Here is a 22,667-nt window from a genome sequence, read left to right as displayed (position 1 = left end):
ATGGAGACACGCGCCAACTATACGATCATCGGGCTGTTCACCCTCGCCATCGTGGCGGCGGGCTTCGCCTTCGTCTGGTGGTTCACCGGATCGGCCAATCGCGGGCCGCGCACCTCCTATGATGTCGTGTTCAGCGGCGTGGTGAGCGGGCTGCAGACGGGTTCCGCCGTCACGTTCAACGGCATTCCGGTCGGCGAGGTCACGGCGCTGCGCCTCGACGTCCAGGACCCGCGCAAGGTGATCGCCCGTATCGCGGTGCAGCCGACCACGCCGGTCAAATCCGACACCCGCGCCACCCTCGATTCGCAGCTGCTCACCGGCCTTGCCTCGGTCGGCCTTGTCGGCGGCTCGACGCAGGCCGCGCCGCTGCCGGCGCCGCCGGAAGGTCAGCTTCCGCGCATCGAGGCCGATACCTCCGCGGTGCAGGACCTGATGCGCACCGCCCGCGACGTGCTGGGGCGGGTCAACGACATCGCTATCCGGGTCGACGACCTGATCAAGGCCAACGACGCCAAGATTTCCTCGGTCATCGACAATGTCGACAAGTTCACTGCGGCGCTGGGCGAGAACTCCGGCAATATCGACACATTCCTCAAGGAAATGGGCGGTGCCGCCAAGCGCATCACCTCGCTGGCTGAAAACCTCGACAAACTCGTCGTGGCTGTCGATCCTGGAAAAATCAGCAACACGATCAATGACATCAGCGGCTTCACCGCCCAGCTCGACGCCATGGCCGGCAAGGTCAACGTCATCCTCGACAATGTGGATTCGATGACCACGAGCGAGGAGGGCAAGGGCATGTTCAACGAGATTTCGGGCGCCGCTGCCGAAGTGCGCAAGCTTGCCGCCAATCTCGACACCCGCACGGCCGAGCTGACGGCCAATCTCAACAAGTTCGCCGGGCCGGGCCTGCGGCAATACGAGGCGCTGGCGGTGGACGGGCGGCGCACGCTTGGCGAGATCGAGCGCGTTTTCAGGAATTTCGAGCGCAACCCGCGCCAGTTCATCTTTGGCGGGTCGAACGTACCGAGCTACAATGGGCGCTAGGCGATGGGGCGCCATATGATGGAATTTCAGTCGGCCGACGGGGGCAGGGGCGTTCGCGTGACCTTTGACGACACAGGCGGCAACTCGACCGAGCCGCGCCATCCTGGGCGCAAGGTTGCCGGCGCGCTGGGCGTGGCGGCGCTGGCCCTCATGCTCGGGGGCTGCGGCACGCTGCTATCGGGCGGCGACAAGGCCGTGCCGACCTTCGATCTGAGCGCGCCGGCGGATTTCAGCGCCCCCCGCCGGGGAACCGGCCTTCTCGTGGTGGGCCCGCCCAGCGCGCTGGCGGTGCTCGACACCGAGCGGATCGTCGTCGAGCCGCAGCCCGGGCAGATCACCTATCTCGACCAGGCGCAGTGGAGCGACCGGCTGCCGGCGCTGTTCCAGGCGCGGCTGATCGAATCCTTCGAGAACGGCAACCGCGCCCGCTCGGTCGGCCGGGCCGGCGAGGGGCTGAGCGCCGACTACATGCTGCTCTCGGACCTGCGCGCTTTCGGCATCCGCACCTATGAGGGCGGGCCGGTGGCGGTGGTCGAGGTGTCGGTCAAGATCGTCGGGGCCAGTTCGGGCCGCATCGTCGCCGCGCAGGTTTTCACCGCCCGCGCTCCGGCCACTTCCACCAGCGGGCCGGACGCCACGGCGGCACTGGACCGGGCTTCGGACGAGGTGTTCGTGCAACTGGTGCGCTGGGCGTCCAGCCGCTTCTGACGCAGTACGTGGGCGTCGCGCCGCTGTTGACGCGTCCTGTTCCCGCGTTCGGTTGACCCCTTCGCAAGACACAAAAAAAGCCCGGCTCGCGCCGGGCTTTTCCGTTTTGTCAGCAGGCGCGGATCAGAACTTGTAGCTGATCGCGGCGCGGACGATGTTGCTGGTCAGATCGGCTTCGGCGCTGATGAAGCTGCCGGGGGCGCCGGCGAGATAGGTCGTCACGTCGGTGCTGCCGAGATCGACATAGAGGTATTCGGCGCGCAGGATCCAGTTGTCGGTCAGCGCATATTCGACGCCGCCGCCAAGGGTCCAGCCGGTGTTGATGTTGTCATGCGAGCCGGAGGCCGCCGTGGTGAAGTCCGGAGCGCCGCCGCCGTCGAGACCCATGACGGTGGTGGTGCTGCTGACCTTGCCATAGGCGAAGCCGCCGGTGCCGTAGACGAGCAGGCGGTCGAAGGCGTAGCCGAGGCGGGCGCGCACGGTGCCGAACCACTCAAGCTCAGCGCTGGTCTGGTAGTAGGGGCCTTCCGGGGTGGCGTAGAAGGCGAGGCCTTCCTCGGCGCCAGTCCACTGGAAGTCGGCCTCAACGCCGACGACGACGTTGTTCTCAAGCTGGAAGTTGTAGCCGATCTGGCCACCGGCAACCCAGCCGTCCATATTGCCAAAGTTCACGTCGTTGCCGGCATAGAGACCGCCGGGGGTGTAGGTGCCGCCGATGCTGTCGAAGAACAGCACGTCGGTCGCCTTGGATTCACCCCAGGCATAGCCGGCGTTGCCGCCGAGATAGAGGCCGGTCCAGGAGAAGGCCGGGACGAAAACCGCGACCGGCTCGGCCTTGACGGGATAGGGCATGTCGGCGGCAAGGCTGGCGGTGCCGGTGAAGAGCAGGGCAGTCGCGCCAAGAAGCAGCGAGCGGTTCATTGATGTTCTCCAGGTAAGCGTACTGTCTGCATAATGACATTCCCGGCTAAGAGTTCGGCTGTGGTGGGCTACCCCAAGCGTTGTTCTGGGCGGTGCAGCCAAAATGCAACAGATGTAGTTTTATGATACCTTTTCGATGCCATTTCATGGGCAATTAGCCGTGAAAGGTGCTGGAACCATAGCCGTGCTGCGCGAAAGACGGGCGGAGCGTCCTCAAGCGTGACCGGCGCTCGGCAGCAAAAAGGGCGCGGCTTGCGCCGCGCCCTCCCGAAATCGCTTTAGCGATCGATGCCCGCGGAAGCGGGGGCGAACGGACTTCCTCAGAAGTCCATGCCGCCCATGCCGCCCATGCCGCCGCCCGGCATGGCCGGGGCCGCGCCGCCCTTCTTGGGGACGTCGGCGATCATCGCTTCGGTGGTGATCAGCAGCGAGGCCACGGAGGCCGCGTTCTGGATCGCCGAGCGCAGCACCTTGGCCGGGTCAATGACGCCGGCCTTGTACATGTCGACATACTCGCCGGTCTGGGCGTTGAAGCCGAAGGCGTAGTCGTTCTTCTCAAGGATGCGGCCGACGATCAGCGAGCCGTCTTCGCCGGCATTGCTGGCGATCTGGCGCGCCGGGTACTGCACGGCCTTGCGGACGATGTCGACGCCGGTCTTCTGGTCGGGATTGGCGGTGACGACGGCGTCCAGCGACTTGATGGCGCGCAGGAGGGCGACGCCGCCGCCCGGCAGCACGCCTTCTTCAACGGCCGCGCGCGTGGCGTGCAGCGCGTCGTCGACGCGGTCCTTCTTCTCCTTGACCTCGACCTCGGTCGCGCCGCCGACGCGGATCACCGCGACGCCGCCGGCGAGCTTGGCCAGGCGCTCCTGGAGCTTCTCGCGGTCGTAGTCCGAGGTGGTCTCCTCGATCTGCGCCTTGATCTGCGAAACGCGGTCCTCGATCTCCTTCTTGGCGCCAGCGCCGTCGATGATCGTGGTGTTCTCCTTCTCAAGCACCACCTTCTTGGCGCGGCCGAGCATGGCGAGCGTCACGGTGTCGAGCTTGATGCCGAGATCGTCGGAGATGGCGGTGCCGCCGGTCAGGATGGCGATGTCCTGCAGCATGGCCTTGCGGCGATCGCCGAAGCCGGGCGCCTTGACGGCTGCGACCTTGAGGCCGCCGCGCAGCTTGTTGACCACGAGGGTGGCGAGCGCCTCGCCCTCAATGTCCTCGGCGATGATCAGCAGCGGCTTGGAGGTCTGCACCACGGCTTCGAGCACGGGCAGCAGTTCCTGCAGGCCCGAGAGCTTCTTCTCGTGGATGAGGATATAGGGGTCCTCGAACTCGACCCGCATCTTCTCGGCATTGGTGATGAAGTAGGGCGAGAGATAGCCGCGATCGAACTGCATGCCTTCGACGACGTCGAGCTCGGTGTCGGCGGTCTTGGCTTCCTCGACGGTGATGACACCCTCGTTGCCGACCTTCTGCATCGCCTCGGCGAGGTACTTGCCGATTTCGGCATCGCCATTGGCGGAGATGGTCCCGACCTGGGCGATCTCGGCGTTGGACGTCACCTTGCGGGCGTTCTTCTTGAGATCGGCGACGATGGCTTCGACGGCGAGGTCGATGCCGCGCTTGAGGTCCATCGGGTTCATGCCGGCGGCAACCGACTTGGCGCCTTCGCGGACAATGGCCTGGGCCAGCACGGTGGCGGTGGTGGTGCCGTCGCCGGCGAGGTCGTTGGACTTCGAGGCCACTTCGCGCACCATCTGCGCGCCCATGTTCTCGAACTTGTCTTCGAGCTCGATTTCCTTGGCGACGGTGACGCCGTCCTTGGTGATGCGGGGGGCGCCGTAGCTCTTCTCGATCACCACGTTGCGGCCCTTGGGACCCAGCGTGACCTTGACGGCGTTGGCGAGAATGTCGACGCCGCGCAGCATCTTCTCGCGCGCCTCGCCAGCGAACTTAACTTCCTTGGCAGACATGTTCTTTTACTCCGGTAATGCGTTGCGAGCAGCGTGAGAGGCTGCCTCAGGCGGCTTTCTTGGCCGACGAGGCGCCGTCGAGCACGCCGAGGATGTCGGACTCCTTCATGATGAGGTAGTCGACGCCATCGATCTTGACTTCAGTGCCCGACCACTTGCCGAACAGCACCCGGTCGCCAGCCTTCACGTCGAGCGGGACCAGCTTGCCGGCCTCGTCGCGGGCGCCGGGGCCCACGGCGATGGCTTCGCCCTGCGAGGGCTTTTCCTTGGCAGTGTCGGGAATGATGATGCCGCCCGCGGTCTTCTCTTCCGCATCGATACGCTTGACCACGACCCGGTCATGCAGGGGACGGAACTTCATCGGCTCTCTCCAATCGTGAACGATCGTTTGATCCTGCACCTGCGCCCGCCCAGCCGGATGGCCAGCTGGGGGTATCTCGCAGTGCCGTGCGACATCTAGGCGCCGGGGATAGGGGGCGCAAGGTGCGGGCGGCAAAAAACTGGCAGTCTGGGAGAGGGAGTGCCAACGCTGCGGCCGCGTTCCTGTCAGCACTCTGCCATATATGCTGCTAATATATTGATAGTAAACAAGTATTGGAATTTTTAGCCTTGCCGGAAGCCGGCGGCGGCCCCACACTCCTCTTTAGTCACGAAAGGAGCGTCCGCATGACCGATCATGGGGTGTCGTCGCGTAGTGGGCCGTCGCGGCAGGCGGCGGGGGAGGGCGCGGGTTCGGGCGGGCGCGTGTCGCCGGATTTCCGCCGGCAGCTGGAGGGCTACGGCCTCACCACCGCGCAGATTCTTTACCGGATGCCCGATCATCCGGGAATTCTGCAGACCTTTCTCTGGCAGCACTATGATCTGTGCCCGCATTTCCCGGAGCTGAACCGCTTCCTCGCCTTCTGGAAGCGCGAGCTGGAAGGCCCGCTGCATTCGGTGCGGGTGGCGCATTCGCGGCTGATCGGCCCGGCCGAATTGCGCCGCGTGGACGATGAGTTCCGGCTGAACTGAGGCGCGCGGGCCTGCCGCGTCTTTTGAGCGTGCCGCCCTCTTCTTGCCGCGTGCGACGTGCTATGAGCGGGCGAGGGAGGCCGATCCGGCGTCCCAGGGAAGTCAGGCAGCTGGTCACGCCGGTGGATCATCGTTCTCCGCGCACGTCGGAATTGCTCTCGGCGATCGTCACCGCCCATTCGGCGGAACGCATCGGCGTGGGCGAGATCGTGCACGCGCTGCGCAACCGCGCTTTCGGTCTGTCCATCCTGCTGCTGGGCCTGCCAAACTGTCTGCCGATGCCGCCGGGCCTGCCGGTCATCTGCGGCATCCTGCTCTGCCTTGTCGGCGGACAGATGGTGATGGGGCGCGACGAGCTGTGGCTACCGCGCTGGCTGGCCAACCGCACCCTTTCGCGCGGGCTGCTGGAGAAGATCGTCAACGGCTCGCTGAAGCTGATCCGCCGCTTCGAGGGCTATTCGCGCCCGCGCCTGCCCTATTTCTCCTCGCCCTCGGCACGCTTCGTGCTCGGCGGGCTGGTCGTGGTGCTTGGCCTGCTCCTTCTGCTGCCGATCCCGATCTTCGGCAATCTGCCGCCCGGCATCGCCGTGGTGATTCTCGGTCTCGGTCTGGTGGAACGCGACGGCGTTTTCATCCTTGCCGGCGTCGTGGCGACGCTGGTCAGCTTCGGCGTGATGGGCCTTCTGAGCTGGCTGCTGTTCCAGGGCGCGCTGGCGGTGATCTGATCCCACCACCGCGCCAAAGCGCATCGTCCCGCTCCGGTTGCATTTTGTTGTATGCAACTTAAAGTAAATCCTTGCTCTGAGCACACCTTGCTGTGAGGGACGGGGATGGCACCGGAAATTCGCAATCAGGCTGAAGCCAGGCCGGTCCCGGCGCGCACCCGCCGGCGTCTCATCCTGTGCCTGGATGGCACGTGGAATACCGCCAATGGTGAGGAAATCACCAACATCGTCCGGTTGCGGGACATGCTTCAGCCGGGCGTCACCGATGGCGTGGAGCAGCGCATCTATTACGACGAGGGGGTTGGAACGCTGGGCGGGCTCGACAAATATGTCGGCGGCGGCTTGGGGAAGGGCCTCGATATCAATGTGCGGCAGGCCTACCGCTTCCTCAGCCAGTTCTATGAAACGGGCGACGAAATCTACATCTTCGGCTTTTCGCGCGGCGCCTTCACCGCGCGCAGCCTCGCCGGTTATGTCGGCGCGAGCGGCCTGCTGCATCGCGACACCTGCACGCGCGACAATGAGGAAGCCACCTGGCTGCACTACCGGACCCACTCAAAGGACCGCTATCCCACCGAGGGAATCCGGCTGTCGGCGTTGTGCCACGCCGATCTTCGCATTCGCATGCTCGGCGTGTTTGACACGGTCGGTTCGCTCGGCATTCCGCTCGACGCGGTCGATTTTCTCACCGGCCGCCGTCGGCAGTACCAGTTTCACGACACGACCTTGTCCTCGGTTATCGACCATTCGCTGCACGCTCTGGCCATTGACGAGATGCGCCGGTTCTTCCCGCCTTCGCTCTGGCAGGTGCCGCAGCACGCCAATTTCACCACGGTCGAGCAGGTCTGGTTTCCCGGCGTCCATTCGGATATCGGCGGCGGCTATGGCATGGGTGGTATCGGTGCGGTGACGCTCGACTGGATGCTTCGGCGCATCGACCAGCTGAACGCCGATGCCGGGCAGCCGTCTCTCAGCCTCCGTCCGGGGCATCGGCTGGTCTTGTCCGGCGCTGCCCCGCTGGATATCCACGAATCCCGCCACGGTGTGCGGTCGATCTTCAGCAATATCAAGCCGTCGCTGCGGGTGATCGCTCAGCAGCGGCCGGCCGACAGGGGATACAAGCTGGCCTCGCTGCCCCCGCACGCTAGGCCCATCGGCGAATATGTGCATGTTTCAGCGCTGCGGCGGCTGACGGGCGGAAAGAACGCCAAGGGCGGCATCTATCGGCCCCGTAATCTAGGCCACACGCTCGACAGTTTTTTCGCCCCGGCGCATGTGGCGCTGGGCCATCCCACGGTGGAACTCGGCTTCATGGGCGATACCGGACCGCTGGACTGGCTGGACGATCCGGCCGACTTGACGACGCTTAAACAGGCGCTGCCCACGGCTCATCACGCAGCATTGGCGACGGCGCGGGTGAACTGGACCTGACGCCGGCTCCGCTCACCCCCGGCCGATAAACGGCGCGCTGGTGGCCATGATGGTCATTGTGAGGATGTTGGCGTCGAGCGGCAGGCTGGCCATGTGGGCGACCGCGCGACCGGCATGGGCGGCGTCGAAGGTCGGCTCGACCATGATCTGGCCGTTGGGCTGCAGCACGCCAGACTTCATCTTCGCCGTCATGTCGGTCTCGGCATTGCCGATGTCGATCTGGCCGCAGGCGATGTTGTGGGCGCGCCCTTCCAGTGCCACCTGCTTGGTGAGCCCGGTGACGGCATGCTTGGTCGCCGTATAGGAGCCTGTCAGCGGGCGCGGCGCGTGGGCCGAGATCGAGCCATTATTGATGATGCGCCCGCCCTTGGGGTCTTGGGCTTTCATCAGCCGCATGGCGTGCTGGATGCACAGGAACACGCCGGTGAGGTTCACATTCACCACATGCTGCCAGTCAGCGAGCGGGATGTCCTCGATCGGCGTGGCGGGCGACCAGCCGCCGGCATTGTTGAACAGCACGTCGAGCCGGCCGAAGCGCTGCTGCACCGCCTCGAACAGCGCCGCCACCGACGCGGGGTCGGCGACATCTGCCGTGATCGCGTGGCCCCTGCCGCCCATGGCGGCGGCGACCGCGTCCAGTGGCTCGGCCCGGCGCCCGGTCAACAACACGGTGAAGCCGGCCTCGCCTAGGGCGATCGCGGCAGCCTTGCCGATGCCCGTGCCGGCGCCGGTGACGAGGGCGATGCGATTGGCGTCCATGTGGAAGTCTCCCGACGAGCGCGCCGTTGGCCGACGCTTAGGCTGTGTGCCGATGTCCCGGTTGCGGACAGAGGCAACGTTATGTCACGGTTTCGGGCACGATAAGGAACTCAAAAGCAATTTCGACGTTATCAAGGCGAACCCCACGCTTGCTAACCCGGAGGGCAAAATCATGCCTATTCTTTTGTGGCTTATCGGTATTCCGATTCCGATCATTCTTTTGATCTGGCTGCTCACCTGACGGTGAAATGGCTTCTGGTCTGACGCCAAGCGCAGGCTTTTACAAATTGGGTCGCTCGTATACGCATGCGGGCGGCCCATTTTGCTTTCGATCGCCCATCAGCGCCCATAGGGTGGGCGCGGGATTGCAGTATGCGCGGCCCGCAGCGCCGCCGACCAGCGCTCGCGCAGATCGTGATAATAGGGCTCGCCCGCTTCGATGCGATAGTTCACCTCGGCCTGTCCGGCATCGCGCCGCGCCGCCAGAATGTCGATCGGCATGCCGACGCCGAGATTAGAGCGCATGGTCGAATCCATCGAGATCAGGCCGGATTTCAGCGCGTCCAGCAGATCGGTGTCGAAGGTGATGGAGCGGTCCAGCACCGGCTTGCCATATTTGTGCTCGCCGATCTGCAGGAAGGGCGTGTCGCTGGTGCACTCGATGAAATTGCCGGCGGCATAGATCATGAACAGCCGCATGCGCCCGCCATTCACCTGGCCGCCGAAGAGGAATGAGACGTCGAAGCGCAGATCGGCTTCCTTCAGCGCGGTGCCGTAGAGATCATAGACATGACGCACTGCTCGCCCGACCAGCTGGGTGGCGCGGAACATGCTGCTGCAGGTCGCGAGCGTCTCCTTGGCGCCGGTCTCCGGATTCTCCAGCCCCTCCTGCAGCGTGCTGATCACCGCCTGCGAGATCGACAGGTTGCCGGCGGTGGACAGCGCCAGCACATGGCGGCCGGGCTCCTCGAAGACATGGAGCTTGCGGAAGGTCGAGACGTTGTCGAGGCCGGCATTGGTCCTCGTATCGGCGATCATGACGAGGCCGTCACGCACCAGAATGCCGCAACAATAGGTCATGAAAAGGCACTTCTCCCATCCGCGCCGGCGCCAAACAGCGCCGCCCCGCGCCCTTATACCGGGCCGCTTTCCTGCGGGGCAACCTCGGCAATGCCTGTTCGGCTGAGATACTTCAGCCCTGCACCTGGCGGCTCGACTGGTCGACCTTCAGGGCGACGGTGAGGTTTTCATCCCCGCCGCCATAGCGGTTGCCCCGCACCGGGGCGGCGCCGAGATAGTCGAGCCCGACCGCAAGGCGGACATAGGCCTCGGTCGGGCACTGGCACTGGGCGGCGTCGAAGCCGATCCAGCCCAGCCCCTCGACATAGGCTTCCGACCACGCGTGCCCGGCCTGATGGCCGGCGCCCTGCGCGACCTCGGCTCCGTCGCCCACGAGATAGCCGCTCACATAGCGTGCCGGCACACCGATATGACGGGCGCAGGCGGTGAAGACATGGGCGAAATCCTGGCACACGCCGCTCTTCGCCTTGAAGGCGGCGGCGGCGGTGGTGGAGGCATGGGTCGGGTCGTCGTCGAATTTCATCGTCGCGGTGATGGCGTCCATCAGCGCGTGCAGGCGGGCGATGCGGTCGCTCTCGCCGCCGGCGACGGATTCCGCGAAGGCGATCAGCTCGGCGTCGGGGCTGGTGAGCTCCGAGCTTCGCAGGAAGAAGGTCGGCGGGAAGCGCTCGTTTATGCCGCGGATGACGCCGGCGGTGTCCTGCGTCTCGACCTCGCCCTCCACCAGCACGCGCAGCTCCTTGATCGGGCCGTCCAGCGCGAAAGTGTGGGTCAGATTGCCGAACGCGTCCTGATGGGCGCGCAACTGGCAGCCTTCCGAGACGTCGATGCGCCAGCCGACGACATACTGGCCATCATGGTTGCGCGGCGTCAGGCGCAGGGTCTGGATCGCGCCATTGGCCGGCGGGTCGTAGGTGTAGATGGTGGCGTGGTTGACATGGATACGCATGACGCAGGCCGGTTCAGAGCAGGTATTGCTCGTTGACGATGGAGCCGAGGCGGTTGTTCTCGGTCACGAAGGTGTCGATGTATTCGTGCAGTCCGGTCTGGAAAATGTCCTCCATGCGGCTGTTGCCGAGCCGGGTCAGGGTTGAGCGCGCCAGCCTCTGCGAGCCGCCCTGGCGGCCGTAAAAGTTGGCTATATCGTCGAGATAGCGCGTTATGTTCTGGTAGCAACTGGTCAGCGAGCGCGGCATCTGCGCGTTGAGGATCAACAGGTCGGCCACCAGCCACGGCTTCACGCTTTCGCGGTAGACCCAGTGGAACGAGGTCAGCGCCGATACCGAGCGCAGGATCGACGCCCACTGGAAGTAGTCCAGCGGCCCGCCGATGTGCTCGGAATCGGGCAACAGCACATGGTATTTCACATCAAGGATGCGGGCCGTGTTGTCGGCGCGCTCGACATACATGCCCACGCGGGAGAACCAGAAGGCATCGTTGCGCAGCATGGTGCGGTAGGCGGCACCGTCGAAGCGCAGCGAGGTTTCCTTGACGAAGGCCATGAAGCGCGCGAGTTCCTCGTGCGTCATGTTCTTGGTGGAATAGCGCTTCAGCTCCAGCCACGAGGAGTTGATCGTCTCCCACATCTCCATGGTCAGCGCGGTGCGGACCGAGCGGGCATTGGTGCGGGCGATCTCGAAGCAGTTGCGGATCGAGGACGGGTTTTCCGGCGAGAAGGCCAGGAAGGCGATGACGTTCTGCTCGCTGATGTCGTCGCCATAAACGAGCTTGAACTGCTCGGCGCAGCCGGCGGTGAGCAGGGCCGAGCGCCACTCATTGGTCGAGCCGCCATAGGCCGCCGGCAACTGGGCGAGACGCTGCGTCACATCGAGAATGCGGGCGAGGCAGTCCGCCCGCTCCATGTAGCGGGACAGCCAGTAAAGATTGTCGGCAGTACGAGAAAGCATGGGACCCGCGTTCTATTTGGCGTTGCGCCAGGCGAGCGTTGCGACGCCCGCCGCGATCAGCAGCGAACCGCCGACCCGGTTGATGATAGCGACCCGTCGCGTGTTCTGCACCGTCCCGCGCAGGCGACCGGCGAGCAGCGCATAGCCGAAGGCGTTGGCGGCGGCGAGGAACAGGAACGTTGCCTCGAAAATCGCCAGCTGGGTGAGAAAATCCCGCCCCGGATCGAGGAATTGCGGCAGGAACGCCACGAAGAAGGTGATGCTCTTGGGGTTCAGCGCCGTGACGACCCAGGCATGCGCCACCATCGAGACGGCCGATCCCGCCGGGCGGGCCTCGCCGAAGCTGGCCTGCCCGCCGGCGCGCCAGAGCTTGATGCCGAGCCAGATGAGATAGGCGGCGCCGATCCATTTCAACGCGGTAAACAGCGTCGCCGAGGTGGCCAGCAGGGCGCCGAGGCCGAGCATGGACAGTGTCATGGCGGTGAAGTCACCCAGCGCCACGCCCAGCGCCACCGGGAAGGCGACCTTGCGCCCCTGGCCGAGCGCATAGGACACGACGAGCAGGATGGTCGGCCCGGGGATCACCAGCAGGACCGCCGAGGCGGCAACGAAGGCCAGCCATGTTTCAATCGACATCGGGGCTCCCTCAATGCGTTCCAGAGAGCACCGTCATCCCGAGGTGCGAGCGAAGCGAGCCTCGAAGGATGCTCATCTGGGGCGATTATCCCTTAAAGCCCGGCTGCGCCGGGCACCTCAGGATGACGTGGTCCTTTCCGTTTTCCGAATGCCGACCTCAGCTCTCCTCCAGCACCCAGGTGTCCTTGGTCCCGCCGCCCTGGCTGGAGTTGACCACCAGCGAGCCGGCCTCCAGCGCCACGCGGGTCAGCCCGCCCGGCACGATGCGCACCTTGTCGGAGCCGGTCAGCACGAAGGGGCGCAGGTCGACATGGCGCGGAGCGATGCCTTCCTCGACGAAGGTCGGGCAGGTCGACAGGGCCAGCGTCGGCTGGGCGATGAAATTGTTCGGGTCCTGCTTCAACTTGGCGCGGAAAAGCTCGATCTGCGCCTTGTCGGCGCGCGGGCCGATGAGCATGCCGTAGCCGCCGGAGCCGTGGACTTCCTTCACCACCAGCTCGTTCAGATGGTCGAGCACGTATTTCAGGTGGTCCGGCTCGCGGCACCGCCACGTCGGCACGTTCTTCAGCAGCGGCTCCTCGCCGAGATAGAAGCGGATGATATCCGGCATGTAGCTGTAGACCGCCTTGTCGTCGGCAACGCCGGTGCCGACTGCGTTGGTCAGCGTGACGTTGCCGGCATTGTAGGCGCTCATCAGCCCCGGCACGCCGAGCGTGCTGTCAGGGCGGAAGGTGAGAGGGTCGATGAAATCGTCGTCGAGGCGGCGATAAATAACGTCGACGCGGCGCGGCCCCTCGGTGGTGCGCATGTAGACGACATCGTTGCGCACGAACAGGTCGCGGCCTTCCACCAGTTCCACGCCCAGCTTGTCGGCGAGGAAGGAGTGCTCGTAATAGGCCGAGTTGTAGATGCCCGGCGTCAGCACCACCACGGCGGGGTCGCTGTTGGAGGTGCCCGGCGCCAGCGATTTCAGCGTCGCCAGCAATTCATCCGTGTAGTTCTCCACCGGCGCGACGCGGTTATCCGCGAACAACTCCGGGAAGAGCCGCATCATGATCTCGCGGTTCTCCAGCATGTAGGAGACGCCGGAAGGCGTGCGGGCATTGTCCTCCAGCACATAGAACGTTTCGGAATCGACGCGCACCACGTCGATGCCGGCAATGTGGACATAGAGGTCGTGCGGCACCTTCTGGCCGTTCATTTCCGGCCGGAAGGCGGGGTTCTGGTAGACGAGGTCCTCCGGCACCACGCCCGCCTTGAGAACCTCGCGCCGGGAATAGATGTCCTTGAGGTAAAGGTTCAGCGCCTTGGTGCGCTGTTCCAGCCCCAGCGCCAGCCGGCGCCACTCGCTGCCGGCGAGGATGCGCGGGATGATGTCGAAGGGGATCAGGCGCTCCTGCGCATCGCTCTCGCCATAGACGGCGAAAGTGATGCCGATGCGCCGGAAAATGAACTCGGCTTCCCGGCGGCGATAGTCCAGCACGTCGGGCGGCACATTGCTCAACCAGCGGGAGAGCGCGGCATAGGCGGGACGGATCGAACCGTCCGCATTGGTCATTTCGTCGAAGGCGACGCTCATTGGTGCAAATCTACTCCCCAACTCCGCCAAGTTAGCTACAAAGCTCGTGCCAGCGGAAGGGGAGGAACCCGTCCCAAGGCGATAATTGCGAGATAGCGCACCATTTGCCCATTTCGAGGGCATTGTGCCCTCGCAAGCGGCGACGAGTGCGGTGAATTGCGGCGGATGGCGGCGTCGTCATCCCGGTTGGGGGGAGAATCGAATGGCGGATGCGGCAGAGCCGGTGTCGGCAGCGGTGTTGGTCATCGGCGACGAGATACTTTCCGGGCGCACCAAGGACCGGAACATCGGCTATATCGCCGAGTATCTCACGGCCATCGGCGTCGATGTGCGCGAGGTGCGGGTGGTGCCCGACATCGAGGACGAGATCGTCGGCGCAGTTAACGCGCTGCGCGCCCGCTACACCTATGTCTTCACCACCGGCGGCATCGGCCCGACACATGACGACATCACGGCGGATTCGGTGGCCAAGGCCTTCGGCGTGCCGATCGACGTCGACCCCCGCGCCCGCGCCATGCTGCTGGAATACATCAAGCTGGAAGACCTCAACGAGGCGCGCCTGCGCATGGCCCGCATCCCGCAGGGCGCCGATCTCGTGGAGAACCCGGTCTCCAAGGCGCCGGGCTTCTGGATCGGCAATGTGATCGTCATGGCCGGCGTGCCGACCATCATGCAGGCGATGCTCGACCAAGTGGCGCCCAAGCTTCGGACGGGCGTGCGTATGCTCTCGCAGACCGTGCGCGCCGATGCGCGCGAGGGCGATGTCGGCGGGCCGCTTGGCGCCATCGCCCTCGCTCACCCCGAGGTGAGCATCGGCAGCTATCCCTTCATGGCCGAGGATGGGCGGCCCAACACCAATCTCGTGGTGCGCGGGCGCGATCCGGAGCGGCTGGCGGCGGCGGTGGCGGCGGTCGAGGCCATGGTCGCGGCGCTGGCGCAGCGGAAGTGAACCTCCCGGTCCGATTTTCCCGTGCGAAGCGGGGAATTTCCGCCCGGCGGCACTGGAGAAGGCGCGGCGCTGCCGCTAATGATCGCCGCTGACGTTTCTGCCAGCCTTGCCGGGATTTCGCCTGATGTCCGATGACCGCCAGAACAAGGCCTTTCCGGTCTCCTGGGATCAGTTTCACCGCGACGCGCGCGCCCTTGCGTGGCGGCTGGCCGGCGCGGGCCCTTTCGAGGGCATCGTCTGCATCACCCGGGGCGGGCTGGTGCCGGCGGCGATCGTGGCGCGCGAGCTTGGCCTGCGCATGATCGAGACGGTGTGCATCGCCAGCTATCACGACTACACCAAGCAGGGCGAGATGCAGGTGTTGAAGCCTATCGCCGATGTGGTGACGGCGGTGGCGGGCGCGGGCGGAAAGGGGCTGCTGGTGATCGACGACCTGGTCGATACCGGCAAGACGGCGCGCCTCGTGCGCGATATGCTGCCTTCCGCGCATTTCGCCACCGTCTACGCCAAGCCGCTCGGCCGGCCGCTCATCGACACCTTCATCACCGAGGTGAGCCAGGATACGTGGATCTATTTCCCGTGGGACATGGGGCTGAGCTTCCAGCCGCCGATCCGCGACGGGGTAGCGTGAGGACAGGACATGGCCGATAGCATCACGGACAACCCGGAAGATGAAGCCGACGAAGGTTATGACGCCGCCTTCGATCAGCATCGCGCGGCGCTCTACGACATGCTCATGGAATATGCCGACGATCACGATTTGAGCGACGGCTTCATGGCGGTGCTGGCCTCCGATATCGGCCTGTCACTGCGCATGGTCGCCTATGCCGCCGAGACCGAAAAGCCCTCGGTTGGCGGGCTCCGGGTTGATCTCGACCGCTACGCCCGCGAACTCGGCGACAGCGTGCGCGACGCCAAGAAATACGCCGCCGAGTTTATCGCCGAGGCCAAGGCCGCCCAGGAAGGTGACGAGGACGAGGACGAGGACGCCACTGGGCCGGATGAGGACGGGTCGGACGGTAAGGACGGCGATCCGAAAAGCCGGCCGTCCTGAGACAAGGAGGCCGGCGGGCACCTCGCCTTTCGGCCTCCCCTGCGTTATGCCGGCATGCGGCAAATCGCGCCGCTTAAGGGCCCTCACCGATGACACCCGCGATCATCTCCGGCATTCTGCGCTCGCCGATCACGGCCTTTGTTGCCCGTCTCCTGCTTGTCTTCATGTTCCTCGGCAGCGCCATATCCAAGCTCACCGATTTCGCCGGTGCCGAGGCCGAGATGGCCCATTTCGGCCTCAGCCCGCCATGGCTTTTCGCAGCGGCGACCATCATCACCCAACTTGTCGGCGGGCTGCTGATCCTGCTGAACCGGGCCACGTGGCTGGGGGCCGGGGCGCTGGGCATCTTCACGCTGCTGACCATCCCTATCGCGCACCATTTCTGGAGCATGGAAGGTCCGATGGCGCAGTTTGAATTCTATGTGGCTGTCGAGCATCTGTCGGTGCTGGGCGGCATGTTGCTGGTCGCTATCCTGGCCGAGCGCACGCGCGCGGCCTGATGGCGGAAGGGATAAGGGGAGCCGACATGAACACCGCGCTGCGCACGATCGACCCTACCAGCGATGCGGCCATCGCGGCATCGGTCACGCCGCGCCCCATCGAGGAGATCGGCGACAAGCTGGGCGTGCCGGCCGCCGCGCTCTACCGCTACGGTCCCGACAAGGCGAAGATCGCGCTCGACTTCGCCCGCGCTGCCGAGGCAAAGGCGGATGGCAGGCTCATCCTCGTCACCGCCATCAACCCGACCCCGGCAGGCGAGGGCAAGACCACCACGACCATCGGCCTCGGCGACGCGCTGGCCCGCGTCGGCAAGCGCGTGGCCATCGCCCTGCGCGAGCCGAGCCTCGGCCCGGTGTTCGGCTCCAAGGGTGGCGCCACCGGCGGCGGCCATGCGCAGATCGTGCCGATGCAGGACATCAACCTGCACTTCACCGGCGATTTTCACGCCATCAGTGCCGCGCACAATCTGCTCGCCGCCGCCATCGACAACCACATTTACTGGGGCAATGCCCTCGACATCGACACCCGCCGCATCAACTGGCGGCGCGTGGTCGACCTGAACGACCGCGCCCTGCGCAGCGTGGTGGTCGGGCTCGGCGGGCCGGGCAACGGCTTCTCGCGCGAGGACGGCTTCGACATCACCGTGGCGAGCGAGGTGATGGCGATCTTCTGCCTCGCGCGCTCGCTGGAGGACCTGGAGGAGCGGCTCGGCCGCATGGTGGTGGCGCAGAACCGCGCCCGCCAGCCGATCACCGCCGGCCAGATCAAGGTGACGGGGGCGATGACCGCGCTGCTGCGCGACGCCTTCCAGCCCAATCTGGTGCAGACGCTGGAGGCGACCCCGGCGGTGGTGCATGGCGGCCCGTTCGCCAACATCGCCCATGGCTGCAATTCGGTTATTGCGACCCGCACCGCACTCGGCCTCGCCGACTATGTGGTGACGGAGGCCGGCTTCGGCGCTGATCTCGGGGCGGAGAAGTTCCTCGACATCAAGTGCCGGCAGGCCGGGCTGACGCCCTCCGTGGTGGTCATCGTCGCCACGGTGCGGGCGCTGAAGATGCATGGCGGCGTGTCGCAGAAGGATCTGGGGCCGGAGAATGTCGCCGCCGTGTCGGCCGGCACCTCGAACCTTGTGCGGCACATCGAGAACATGAAGGCGTTCGGCCTGCCGGCGGTGGTGGCGATCAACCGCTTCACCAGCGACACATCAGCCGAGATCGAGGCCATCAAGGCGGCCTGCGCGGCGGTGGGCGCCAGCGTGCATCTGTGCTCCCACTGGGCCGAGGGATCGGCCGGGGCGATGGGCCTCGCCGAGGAGGTGGTGGCGCTGGCCGCCGGCCCTTCCAATTTCCGCCCGCTTTATGACAGTGCGCTGCCGCTCGTGGAGAAGATCGAGGCAATCGCGACGCGCATCTACCGCGCCGGCGCGGTGGCGATCGAGCCCGGCGCGCGGCGCAAGCTCGCCGAGTTCGAGGCGCAGGGCTATGGCGACCTGCCGATCTGCATGGCCAAGACCCAGTACAGCTTCTCCGCCGACCCGACGAAGCGCGGCGCGCCGGAAGGGTTCACCTTGCCGGTGCGCGACGTGCGCCTCTCGGCCGGTGCCGGCTTCGTGGTGGCGCTGTGCGGCGAGGTGATGACCATGCCGGGCCTGCCTTCCCGTCCGGCGGCGGAAGACATCTTCGTCGACGAGACCGGCTTCATCGGCGGGGTGTTCTGACGGAAGCGGATCGCCACCGCTGAACGGCCTCGCGGGCGTGGCGAAACTGGTAGACGCAACGGACTTAAAATCCGTTTCTCTCTGAGAGTGCCGGTTCGAGCCCGGCCGCCCGCACCATCTCTTTTGCACCTTGCCGCCTGAAAACCCAAGGCGCGGGTTCGACTTCGCTCCGCTCAGCGGTACTATTGACCATCGTACGGCCCGGCACGACCGGGGGCCGTGACATCGCGGGCGTGCGGTCGCCGGCGCGGCGGGCGTTCCGTTTGTGCGACGCTTGATGGCGGATTCGAGATTAGCGGGGTCGTCGTGCCTTCGCCGCGACGGGGGGCGGCGCACTTTCCGCATGGACCCCGCGTGCCGCCGGCCGCTCGGTCGCGCCTCCTGCCGTCCATGATCGAATACACGTAAAAAGTGTATCAGAAATACAAACGTATCTCAGATTGCGCTTGACAGTTGGGTCCGGTCTGCGGAACTTAACGTGGGTTGCAACTTGGAGTTTTAATTCTCCAATATATGCACTTTTGATCGCCTTTCAGAGCCTGTTTGAGATCGTTCGAGGGAGACCGTCATTCCAGCCGGAGCTGGCGGATGGTCGCCGTGAGCGTGTGCCTGGATACCGTGCCGATACCGGATCGAGTTTGCGGTCTTTCCGGGATAGGGCCTGCGGTTCATCGGTGATGACGCGGGCGGAAATGTAGTCGGACAGATTCCCGACAGGCAGGGCGGACTGAATAAATCGTCTGGGATTAGTAAAAATCGGGTCTGGGGGCAGCTTCCATGAAGACATTTCATGTCGATCTCAGCGATCTCGACATTTCCGGAGACCTGCAGCTCGCCATCGGCGCGCGGCATTTCGATATCCGCGAACACGATGACAAGACACTGGGCGCTGCCGTCGATTCAAACCGCCTTTTTGCCTATTCCGAGACGGCTCGGTCGACATTCACCCACTACATCCGTGTCCCCCCGGAGGAAATAGGGCCTCGCGGCGTGACGATTGTGCGGGTGGTGATGCCAGAGCGCCCGGAGATCCATCTGCGGCAGATGGTACGCATGACCCACCACATTCCCGAGGACGCGCTGCGGGAATTCTTCCGGATGCAGATCGCCCATTATCGTCGCCCGGCCGCCGAGCACGCCGCGTTCGGCGTTCGCAGTCGGTTCGTACGCCCCACGAATTTCTCGGCGATCCTCGATGGGCTCGGCGTACGCGAACTGCCGAAAGACCCCGAGGAGGCGGTGAGGCTTCTGGTCGCCAGCAACAGCGTAGTCAACCTGACCTCCACCGCCGGAAGCCTGGTGGGCCACCATCCCGATCTCGCGAGCGTGCAGCCCTACACGCAATCGGTGCTGATGTACGACCATATACTGGGCGACCCGCGCACGGACCCCGACCAGTTCAACAACATCCAGATACTCAGTTCCGCGATCGACGATGCTGGCGCCGACTGGGCCCCTGTCGTTCCCTGCACCGATCATGAAGGCAATCCGCTCAAGGCCGAATACGATCTCGCGCCGGAGGAGGGCGGGTTCAGGACCGGCCAGCAGCTCTATACCTACACCGTTGTCCCCGGCGTCGAAGACGCTATGGGCTCGCCCATCGCGCGGGCAAACCTGACCGCTGCCAACGACACCCGGCTTCAGGGAAAGACGTGGACCCCGACCGCCGGACAGACCGCGACGCGACGCGAGGGGGCCGCCACTGCCCGATCCACAGCGCGGCGCGCCGGTGCCGGCGACGCGGCCTCGTATAAATGGACGCTGGACCATACCGGGACCAGCTTCGGTGTCCGTGCCGACGCGAAATCGATCAAGGTCAACGCCCAGGACCATTTCTCGATCGATGCAAGCAACGTCTTCATGCGGACGCTGTTCGTCGGCTATCGACTGCTCAATGAGAAGGGCGAACCGATCGGCGGGATAAAGAGGCTCTGGTCGATCTCCGCCACCAACGCGGTTGCCGGCATTCCCATGCCGACCGACCCGACCGGGCTCGATTTCGACCTTGAGGGAGCGGCGGCGGTCGAACTGCTCTTCGGCAGTCTGGGAACATCCGATTGGGAAGAGGATGTCTCGACCTCCGGCGCGCTGCTGACCGGGCTGTGGCAGTACGCCATCCCCGGCATCTTCATGGTCGCCGGCAAGGTCGTGACCTCGACCAAGACTTTCAACGCCATTGTCAGCGATCGCGATCTCACGGCGGCGGCCATCGCGATTGCGATTCCGATCATCGGTGGCGGGTCGGCAACTGTGGCGGCGCTTACCAACGTCAAGAAGGTCGTGTTCGGGCTGGCCAGCGCGGCTCTCGGAATTATCTTGAAGAAGGGACTGGAGAAGCTCGGCGAATGGGTGCTCAAGCAGGTCGCGGCGGGCGAGCTTTCCAATGCCTTCGGGCCGGTGGGCCTTATCCTCAAGGCCGCTGCGGTGGCTGTCGGGTTCGTGGCCATCGCCGAGACGACCATCGAGGTGCTGGCCTCGCCCGCGACCGTGCGGATCAAAGCCACGCGCGCCATCGACGTGACGCTGGTCATGCATCCCGACCCCACCCATGGCGAAGCCGGCAATCCTTCCACGGCGGTCTGGCCGGCCGTCGGCGCGCGATACTATGCGCTCCTGCAGTATAAGAACGGGACGAATTTCGAGCTCAAGGGCCCGATGTCCGACACCACATCGAATGCGCCGATCGCGCTGAGGTTCGAGGATGTGCCGGCTGGCGGCGCGTTCAAGATCATCTTCGGCATCTATTCGAGCAATGGCTGGCTGGCCGGGTCGTGGGAGAGCGGCAACCTCAAGGCGGTTCCCACTGAGGGCACCACGCTGGTTCTGCCGGATGCCAGCATCACCGAGATGCTGGTGCCGTTGTCGGCCGACACGCAGTATCGTTTCAAGGAACAGATCGCCTTCGAGAACGGGGCCTATGTCTGGAAAGGCGGCGCCCCGCCCGCAGCCACCCTTTCCGCGCTGGACTGCGGTGGCAGCGGAACGCTGTGCCAGCCAGTGGCGATCACGGTCAACAACACGGCCTCCCAGATCGGCTATATCTGGCGCGCCTCCGGCATGTCGCTGCCGCCCGACCATCTCTCGGCGCCGACAAGCAACGAGCAACTCTACGCCGTGCAGAACCTCTCGGTATTGGCGCAGCCCAATTCCCGGTTGAAATTCTCCAGGATCGGCTTCACCCAGTCGCCGCAGGTGGCCTATGCGACAGCGCTGGGCGACGGGAAGACCATCAACCAGCAGAATTTCATTCTCGATCCCCGCGAGGGCGGAAACAACCTGCGGCAGGTGGTGCTCAATGACGGCTCAAGCGATTTCGGCCTGACCGGAAGCAATCTGAAATCGTGGGCGCGCTTTCCGATCAATCAGCTCGATGCGCTGGCGGTTCATCCCTCGAACATGGTCGTCGCTGCCTCGTTCCAGAAGCAGAAGATCCTGCTGGCCCCTCTGCCGGAGATCCCGACCGACGACGACAAGGCGCCCGAGGCCTTCTACGTCTCGGGCGACGGAATTCGCGAAGGCCTGATCCGGGGGCCGAAGGCGATGGCGGTGGCGCCGGACGGTCGCCTGCTGCTGCTCGAATCCATCAACAGGCGCGTGCAGGCCTTCGACACCAGGGGCAACCCGGTGCCGTGCTTCACCTGGTCCGGTACGCTGTTCGACCTGCCCACGGCGTCGATTGGCGATGAACTGGATAGCGGCGCGATTCCGGAGGCGTTCAACACCGCGCTGGTCACTGTTGGCCAAACCCTTCTGGGCATCATCGACGCTGATCTCACGGGAGAACTCGACACCGGCCACTACGCGCCCGATGGCCCGCTGGTCTGCGCCCTCTCGAACACCGGCATCACGCCGAGCTTCGATCCCGAGGACATGGACAACCCCGATGTCAGCGCGCAACTACGCGTCATCCGGGCGGGGGAGGCGTGGCGCATCGTCGACCCTCGCGGCCTTGTCTGGCAATTGGAGGCGGTGGACGAGGCGATCAGTGTCTACGGCCTTCCCGGCCGCGCCCAGATCGAGGTGGTCGATCCCGGCAAGGCGTGGACGATCATCGCGCCGCTGCTCGGGAGCGCCTGGGAGGTTTCCCCGTCCACGGCGGACCCGCGCCGGTCGCTGATCAAGCGCAGCTTCTCCTTCTTCCCCCTGGCTCCCGCGCCCGCCACCCCGACCTATCTCGATCTCGGCGTCGAGGCGCAGGGCCACATCTATGTTCTGAGCTATTACGGCGACGGCAGCCAGCCGCAGAACTACATGCTCGACATCTATGCCCCGGACGGAACTCATCTGTCACGGAGCCCCGATCCTTCCGTGATTCAGGATCTGCAGTACCCCGTGCTGTCGAAATTCGCGGTCGATATCTGGCGCAACGTCTTCGGCCTGGGCTACGGCACGCTGCGCGGCGCCGACGGTCGCCCCGAGCCGCAGGTCAGTCACTGGACGCCCACCCCGCCGCTGTTCGATCTCGACATCGCGGTGCAGAAGGCCCTGAACGACCGCAACATCACCGTTGTCGCGGCGGCGTTCAAGGCCAAGAGCCACCCCCTCAGCCCGAACGCCTCCATCGAGGTGATTGACCGCGAAGGTGCCTGGGCGATCAAGGACGGGCTGATCGTCTACCACATCTATCGCACCGGCCAGACGATCCAGGTCTACACGGTTCCGGCTTGAGGAG

General features: G+C 65.2%; 21 protein-coding genes and 1 tRNA gene. 13 read left to right on the top strand and 9 right to left on the bottom strand.

Annotated features, from left to right (window positions below):
- Together EV667_RS13035 and EV667_RS13030 are read left to right on the top strand one after the other, a co-directional pair.
- The gene (locus tag EV667_RS13035; RefSeq protein ID WP_131835755.1) at positions 1 to 1,047 is read left to right on the top strand and encodes an MlaD family protein; all 1,047 of its coding nucleotides are present in this window, start codon (positions 1 to 3) and stop codon (positions 1,045 to 1,047) included.
- A gap of 57 nt (positions 1,048 to 1,104) precedes the next feature.
- On the top strand, positions 1,105 to 1,755 hold the full coding sequence (locus EV667_RS13030; protein WP_245516134.1) for an ABC-type transport auxiliary lipoprotein family protein: 651 nt from the start codon (positions 1,105 to 1,107) through the stop codon (positions 1,753 to 1,755).
- A gap of 123 nt (positions 1,756 to 1,878) precedes the next feature.
- Here the strand turns inward: EV667_RS13030 and EV667_RS13025 are convergent, their stop codons facing one another.
- The 3 genes from EV667_RS13025 to groES form a co-directional block, all read right to left on the bottom strand.
- Complete coding sequence (locus tag EV667_RS13025) at positions 1,879 to 2,676, bottom strand: outer membrane protein (RefSeq protein ID WP_131835754.1); 798 nt, start codon at positions 2,674 to 2,676, stop codon at positions 1,879 to 1,881.
- A gap of 320 nt (positions 2,677 to 2,996) precedes the next feature.
- On the bottom strand, positions 2,997 to 4,643 hold the full coding sequence (gene groL / locus EV667_RS13020) for a chaperonin GroEL (RefSeq protein ID WP_131835753.1): 1,647 nt from the start codon (positions 4,641 to 4,643) through the stop codon (positions 2,997 to 2,999).
- 46 nt (positions 4,644 to 4,689) lie between these two features.
- Positions 4,690 to 5,004, bottom strand: coding sequence for a co-chaperone GroES (groES, locus tag EV667_RS13015; RefSeq protein ID WP_131835752.1), 315 nt, complete (start codon positions 5,002 to 5,004; stop codon positions 4,690 to 4,692).
- Between the two features lie 305 nt (positions 5,005 to 5,309).
- On the opposite strand from groES, the gene EV667_RS13010 reads away from it, so the two are divergent.
- From EV667_RS13010 to EV667_RS13000, 3 genes are all read left to right on the top strand, one after another.
- Positions 5,310 to 5,654 carry an usg protein gene (locus EV667_RS13010; RefSeq protein WP_131835751.1) on the top strand — a complete coding sequence of 115 codons (345 nt, stop codon included), beginning with the start codon at positions 5,310 to 5,312 and terminating at the stop codon, positions 5,652 to 5,654.
- Positions 5,655 to 5,776: 122 nt separating this feature from the next.
- Complete coding sequence (locus EV667_RS13005) at positions 5,777 to 6,379, top strand: exopolysaccharide biosynthesis protein (RefSeq protein WP_207907746.1); 603 nt, start codon at positions 5,777 to 5,779, stop codon at positions 6,377 to 6,379.
- Between the two features lie 105 nt (positions 6,380 to 6,484).
- The gene (locus tag EV667_RS13000; protein ID WP_131835750.1) at positions 6,485 to 7,810 is read left to right on the top strand and encodes a DUF2235 domain-containing protein; all 1,326 of its coding nucleotides are present in this window, start codon (positions 6,485 to 6,487) and stop codon (positions 7,808 to 7,810) included.
- A gap of 12 nt (positions 7,811 to 7,822) precedes the next feature.
- Here the strand turns inward: EV667_RS13000 and EV667_RS12995 are convergent, their stop codons facing one another.
- On the bottom strand, positions 7,823 to 8,569 hold the full coding sequence (locus tag EV667_RS12995) for an SDR family oxidoreductase (protein ID WP_131835749.1): 747 nt from the start codon (positions 8,567 to 8,569) through the stop codon (positions 7,823 to 7,825).
- Here EV667_RS12995 and EV667_RS12990 point away from each other — a divergent pair.
- Positions 8,568 to 8,810: a hypothetical protein gene (locus EV667_RS12990; RefSeq protein ID WP_131835748.1), complete on the top strand. Its 243-nt coding sequence runs from the start codon at positions 8,568 to 8,570 to the stop codon at positions 8,808 to 8,810. The two genes, EV667_RS12995 and EV667_RS12990, sit on opposite strands and share 2 nt — an antisense overlap.
- A gap of 98 nt (positions 8,811 to 8,908) precedes the next feature.
- Here the strand turns inward: EV667_RS12990 and EV667_RS12985 are convergent, their stop codons facing one another.
- The 5 genes from EV667_RS12985 to EV667_RS12965 all read right to left on the bottom strand — a co-directional run bounded on the left by EV667_RS12985 (position 8,909) and on the right by EV667_RS12965 (position 13,771).
- Positions 8,909 to 9,649 carry a proteasome-type protease gene (locus tag EV667_RS12985; RefSeq protein WP_131835747.1) on the bottom strand — a complete coding sequence of 247 codons (741 nt, stop codon included), beginning with the start codon at positions 9,647 to 9,649 and terminating at the stop codon, positions 8,909 to 8,911.
- A 112-nt stretch (positions 9,650 to 9,761) separates the two neighbouring features.
- Positions 9,762 to 10,598 (bottom strand): transglutaminase family protein, encoded by an 837-nt coding sequence (locus EV667_RS12980; protein ID WP_131835746.1) that lies wholly within the window; start codon positions 10,596 to 10,598, stop codon positions 9,762 to 9,764.
- Between the two features lie 13 nt (positions 10,599 to 10,611).
- On the bottom strand, positions 10,612 to 11,556 hold the full coding sequence (locus EV667_RS12975; protein ID WP_131835745.1) for an alpha-E domain-containing protein: 945 nt from the start codon (positions 11,554 to 11,556) through the stop codon (positions 10,612 to 10,614).
- Between the two features lie 12 nt (positions 11,557 to 11,568).
- Positions 11,569 to 12,192, bottom strand: coding sequence for a LysE family translocator (locus EV667_RS12970; RefSeq protein ID WP_131835744.1), 624 nt, complete (start codon positions 12,190 to 12,192; stop codon positions 11,569 to 11,571).
- Positions 12,193 to 12,349: 157 nt separating this feature from the next.
- Positions 12,350 to 13,771 (bottom strand): circularly permuted type 2 ATP-grasp protein, encoded by a 1,422-nt coding sequence (locus EV667_RS12965; protein ID WP_131835743.1) that lies wholly within the window; start codon positions 13,769 to 13,771, stop codon positions 12,350 to 12,352.
- Between the two features lie 202 nt (positions 13,772 to 13,973).
- Between EV667_RS12965 and EV667_RS12960 the strand changes: the two genes are divergently transcribed.
- From EV667_RS12960 to EV667_RS12930, 7 genes are all read left to right on the top strand, one after another.
- Positions 13,974 to 14,720: a competence/damage-inducible protein A gene (locus EV667_RS12960; RefSeq protein WP_131835742.1), complete on the top strand. Its 747-nt coding sequence runs from the start codon at positions 13,974 to 13,976 to the stop codon at positions 14,718 to 14,720.
- Between the two features lie 124 nt (positions 14,721 to 14,844).
- Positions 14,845 to 15,351: a xanthine phosphoribosyltransferase gene (gene gpt / locus EV667_RS12955; protein ID WP_131835741.1), complete on the top strand. Its 507-nt coding sequence runs from the start codon at positions 14,845 to 14,847 to the stop codon at positions 15,349 to 15,351.
- A 9-nt stretch (positions 15,352 to 15,360) separates the two neighbouring features.
- On the top strand, positions 15,361 to 15,774 hold the full coding sequence (locus EV667_RS12950; protein WP_131835740.1) for a hypothetical protein: 414 nt from the start codon (positions 15,361 to 15,363) through the stop codon (positions 15,772 to 15,774).
- 89 nt (positions 15,775 to 15,863) lie between these two features.
- Positions 15,864 to 16,274 carry a DoxX family protein gene (locus tag EV667_RS12945; protein WP_131835739.1) on the top strand — a complete coding sequence of 137 codons (411 nt, stop codon included), beginning with the start codon at positions 15,864 to 15,866 and terminating at the stop codon, positions 16,272 to 16,274.
- A gap of 26 nt (positions 16,275 to 16,300) precedes the next feature.
- The gene (locus EV667_RS12940) at positions 16,301 to 17,995 is read left to right on the top strand and encodes a formate--tetrahydrofolate ligase (RefSeq protein ID WP_131835738.1); all 1,695 of its coding nucleotides are present in this window, start codon (positions 16,301 to 16,303) and stop codon (positions 17,993 to 17,995) included.
- Positions 17,996 to 18,026: 31 nt separating this feature from the next.
- A tRNA-Leu gene (locus tag EV667_RS12935) sits at positions 18,027 to 18,112 on the top strand.
- 660 nt (positions 18,113 to 18,772) lie between these two features.
- Positions 18,773 to 22,663, top strand: a complete 3,891-nt coding sequence (locus tag EV667_RS12930) for a hypothetical protein (RefSeq protein WP_131835737.1) — start codon at positions 18,773 to 18,775, stop codon at positions 22,661 to 22,663.
- The last annotated feature ends 4 nt before the right edge of the window (positions 22,664 to 22,667 follow it).

The organism is Ancylobacter aquaticus (assembly GCF_004339465.1).
GTDB lineage: Bacteria > Pseudomonadota > Alphaproteobacteria > Rhizobiales > Xanthobacteraceae > Ancylobacter > Ancylobacter aquaticus.
The sequence above is the reverse complement of the archived record's forward strand: the minus strand, read 5'-3'. Positions and strand labels throughout refer to the sequence as shown.